The organism is Anaeromyxobacter oryzisoli, assembly GCF_022690765.1.
GTDB classification, from domain to species: Bacteria; Myxococcota; Myxococcia; order Myxococcales; family Anaeromyxobacteraceae; genus Anaeromyxobacter; species Anaeromyxobacter oryzisoli.
In genome coordinates this window covers 1-3789 of record NZ_JALCZA010000149.1, presented here as the reverse complement: position 1 = coordinate 3789, position 3789 = coordinate 1, and the positions used below count along the sequence as shown (strand labels likewise).

General features: G+C 75.0%; 4 protein-coding genes. 3 read left to right on the top strand and 1 reads right to left on the bottom strand.

The annotated features are described in order from the left end of the window. A partial coding sequence (locus MNZ27_RS22945; protein ID WP_242396390.1) for a hypothetical protein occupies positions 1–534 on the bottom strand: 534 nt, incomplete at its 3' end. A gap of 77 nt (positions 535–611) precedes the next feature. Between MNZ27_RS22945 and MNZ27_RS22940 the strand changes: the two genes are divergently transcribed. From MNZ27_RS22940 to MNZ27_RS22930, 3 genes are all read left to right on the top strand, one after another. Next, a complete protein-coding gene (locus tag MNZ27_RS22940) occupies positions 612–1106 on the top strand; it encodes a deoxycytidylate deaminase (protein WP_242396389.1) in 495 nt (164 codons plus the stop codon). 252 nt (positions 1107–1358) lie between these two features. Further along, positions 1359–2276 carry a histidine kinase dimerization/phospho-acceptor domain-containing protein gene (locus MNZ27_RS22935; protein ID WP_242396388.1) on the top strand — a complete coding sequence of 306 codons (918 nt, stop codon included), beginning with the start codon at positions 1359–1361 and terminating at the stop codon, positions 2274–2276. After that, the gene (locus tag MNZ27_RS22930; protein WP_242396387.1) at positions 2273–3682 is read left to right on the top strand and encodes a sigma-54-dependent transcriptional regulator; all 1410 of its coding nucleotides are present in this window, start codon (positions 2273–2275) and stop codon (positions 3680–3682) included. The genes MNZ27_RS22935 and MNZ27_RS22930 overlap by 4 nt, the downstream gene beginning before the upstream one ends. Positions 3683–3789 lie beyond the last annotated feature (107 nt).

Below are 3789 nucleotides of genomic sequence, written 5' to 3'. Positions count from 1 at the left end.
GGGCGCCGCGCCCGCGGCGCCGCCCTCGCGCTCCGGCGGTGGCCCCGACTTGCCGCTCGCGCCGCCGCCCGGCGCCGAGGCCGCGGCCGGATCGGCCGCGCGCACCGCGATCCAGTAGGCGAGGAAGTCCGCGTTGCGTCCTGCCCTCACGGTGGCGCCCGGCTGGACGTCGAGGGGCGTGACGAGGCCGCGGGGCCCGTAGACGAGGGTGTTCCGGTCGAGCGTGAGCGCCACGCGGCCCGACGCCGTGTCGATCTCGATCCGGTGCGCCCGGCGATCGACGCCGTGGACCGTCCCGGTCACGTCCTCGAGCACCGTGCCGCGCGGCGGCGGCGGCTTCTGCGGGTCGTCGCCCTTCTTCGCGGGATCGGCGGGCTTCGGGGGGGCCGGCGTGGCTCGGGGCGGGGGCGTGACGGAGAGCGGCGCCGCGCCGCGTGCGGAGGGGGCGGACGGCGCCGGCGCCGCGTCCCCCGCGCGAGAGGGAGCGGGGGCGAGCAGGGCGGCGGCCAGCACGGCGAGGGCGGGGCGATCCATGGGCCGATGTTAGCCCGCCCCGCCCCGGACCGCCGCCTCCTTGGGGTAGGATGCCCGCTTCAACGTCGAGGAGCGCCATGGACGAACGCGTGAGCTGGGACGAGTACTTCATGAACATCGCGCGCGTGGTCGCGACGCGCGCGACCTGCGATCGCAAGCACGTCGGCGCCGTGCTCGTGCGAGACAAGACCATCCTCTCGACGGGCTACAACGGCTCGATCCGCGGGCTGCCCCACTGCACGGAGGCCGGCCACATGATGGAGGACGGTCACTGCGTGGCGACCGTTCACGCCGAGGCGAACGCGATCATCCAGGCCGCGAAGAACGGCGTCGCGATCGAGGGGGCGTCCATCTACACGACCGCCTCCCCGTGCTGGCCGTGCTTCAAGCTCATCGCGAACTCGGGGTGCCACCGGATCGTCTTCGGGGAGTTCTACCGCGACAACCGCGTCTTCGAGTTCGCGCAGCGGCTCGGGATCGAGCTCGTCGAGCTGAAGGTGCCCGCGAGGCCCGACGTCCAGCCGCGCGACACCGGCGCACCGCACCCCGTCACCCTCCATCGGCCGGAGTGACCGCAGCTCCCGCGGCCGGCGACGCCGCCCGCGCGCCGCCGCGGATCGCCTCGGAGAGGGCCCAGGCCGGGCGAGCGGCTCGCTCGAGCTCGCGCTAAGGGCACCTGGATCCCGGAGCCGCGGGGGCGCTCGCCGGCTCGCTCCCCGGGAGCCCGCCGACGCCCGCGCGCCGCCGGGCTATCCTCCGCCCGGACCGAGCGAGGCAGGATCCGGACGCATCTCGGGGCGCGAGCCCTCCAGGGCACCGAACACATGCACACCTTCTCGAGTGGCGCGGCTTTCATCGACGGCGCGGGCGCGGTCGTCGGGGCAGACGCAGGGTTCGTCGCGGCGCTCGGGCTCGCGGCCGAGGACCCGGCCGGAGCGCTCCGCGCCCGCGCCGCCTCCAGCCCCGAGCTCGCCGCGCTCCTCGCCGGCCCGGGTCGGGCCGTCGCGCGGGTGACCGGCGCGCGGGGCGAGCCGATCGAGCTCGAGCGGGTCCCAGCGGGCCCCGGCGCGCTCCTCGTGGCGCGCTCCCCCCGGAGCGCCGAGTGGCTCGAGCACGCGCTCCGCTCGGAGGGGCTGACGCGCCTCGCCGCCGGGCTCGCGCACGACATCAAGAACCCGCTGAACGCCATGGCGCTCCAGCTCGCGCTCCTCACGGACAAGCTCGGCTCGCCGGGCGACGCGACGGCGGCCTCCGCGGGGCACCTCGCGGCGCTGCGAGAGCAGATCGGGCGCGTGAACGAGGTGGTGCGGCGGTTCCTCGACGTCACCGACCCCACCGCGCCGCTCGGGTACACCGACCTCGGCGCGCTCGTCGCCGACGCCGCCAGCCTCTTCGGCCACGACGCGCGCCGGCGCCGCGTGGACCTCGTCGTGGAGGCGCCCCGCGGCGCCGCCCGGACGCGCTGCGATCCGGGGCGGGTGGGCCGGCTCGTGCTCGGCGTCCTGGCGCGCGCCCTCGAGGAGACGCCCGAGGGGGGGCGGCTCTCGGTCCGGGCCGAGGCGGAGGGCGCCCACGCGGTCGTCCGCATCGCGCACGGGGCCGGTGACCTCGACGCGGAGAGCGGGTATTACAGCGAGGTGCTGTCCGCGGCGGTCGAGGCTCTCGGGGGCGTCCTGACCGGAGCCCGGGCGGACGGCGTGGTCGAGACGACGCTGCGCCTCCCGGGGAACGATCGGCCATGAGATACCGCGTCCTGATCGTCGACGACGAGGCCGACAGCCGCGACGCGCTCGCGGAGCTGACGCAGCGGTGGGGCTACGACGTCCAGACCGCGAGCGACGGGACCGAGGCGCTGCGCCGGGCCATCGAGTGGCACCCCGACGTCCTCCTCACCGATCTGGTGATGCCCAACATGGACGGGCTGTGGCTGCTCCGCGCGCTGCGCGCCGAGCTGCCCGACTGCCCCGTCGTGCTCCTCACGGGGCGCGGCACCATCCAGACCGCCGTCCAGGCCATCCGCGAGGGCGCCTTCGACTTCATCGAGAAGCCGCTCGAGGTGCCGCGGCTCCGCATCGTCCTCGAGCGGGCGCTCGAGAAGAAGGAGACGATGCGCGAGGTGCAGCTCCTGCGGCGTCGCCTCGCCGCGCTCGCCCCCGGCACCGACATGATCGGCTCCGGCCCGGCGATGCAGAAGGTGTTCGAGCTCGTGAAGAAGGTCGCCCCGTCCAACGCGAGCGTCGTCATCGGCGGGGAGAGCGGCACCGGGAAGGAGGTCGTGGCGCGGGCGATCCACAACCTCTCGCCGCGGCGGGAGAAGCCCTTCGTCGCCCTGAACTGCGGCGCGATCCCGGCCACGCTCATCGAGTCCGAGCTGTTCGGGTACGAGCGCGGTGCGTTCACCGGCGCGGACCAGCGCCGGCTCGGCAACTTCGAGCTCGCCCACGAGGGCACGCTGTTCCTCGACGAGATCGGCGAGCTGCCCCTCGAGCTCCAGGCCAAGTTCCTCCGCGTCCTCGAGGATCGGAAGATCCGCCGGCTCGGCGGGCGCGCGGAGGTCGAGATCGACGTGCGCGTGATCTGCGCGACCCACCGCGACCTGAAGGAGGAGATCCGCCGCGGACGGTTCCGCGAGGATCTCTACTTCCGGCTCCACGTCTTCACGATCGGGCTGCCGCCGCTCAAGGAGCGGCGCGAGGACATCCCGCTCCTCGTCCACCACTTCATCGAGAAGTTCAACGCAGAGACCGGCAAGCACGTCCAGGGCGTCTCCCCCCAGGCGATGTCCGTGCTGCAGGGCTACCCCTGGCCCGGCAACATCCGCGAGCTCCGCAACAGCGTCGAGCGCGCCATGATCCTCGTGGACGGCGACGTGATCGGCGAGGAGCACCTCCCGCCGGACGTGCAGACGGCGCGGCCGGAGGCGGCGACGCTGCGCGTGCCGCTCGGGATCCCGATGGACCAGGTCGAGAAGGAGTACATCCTCGCCTCGCTCCAGCGGAACGGCGGCAACAAGGCCCGGACCGCCGAGATCCTCGGCATCAGCGAGAAGACCCTCTACAACAAGCTGAACCGGTACACCGCCGAGGCGCGCAGCCGCGCGGGGGAGGGCGGCGACGCGCAGGGCTCCGCCGCGGGCGCGAAGGCCTGATCACGTCGCGGCGTGCGCGGCGCTCTCCGCCGCGGGCGGGCCCGCCGGCGCCTCCGCCGCCGGGGGCGCCAGCGCCACGCGCCCCCGGCCCGCGCGCTTCGCCGCGT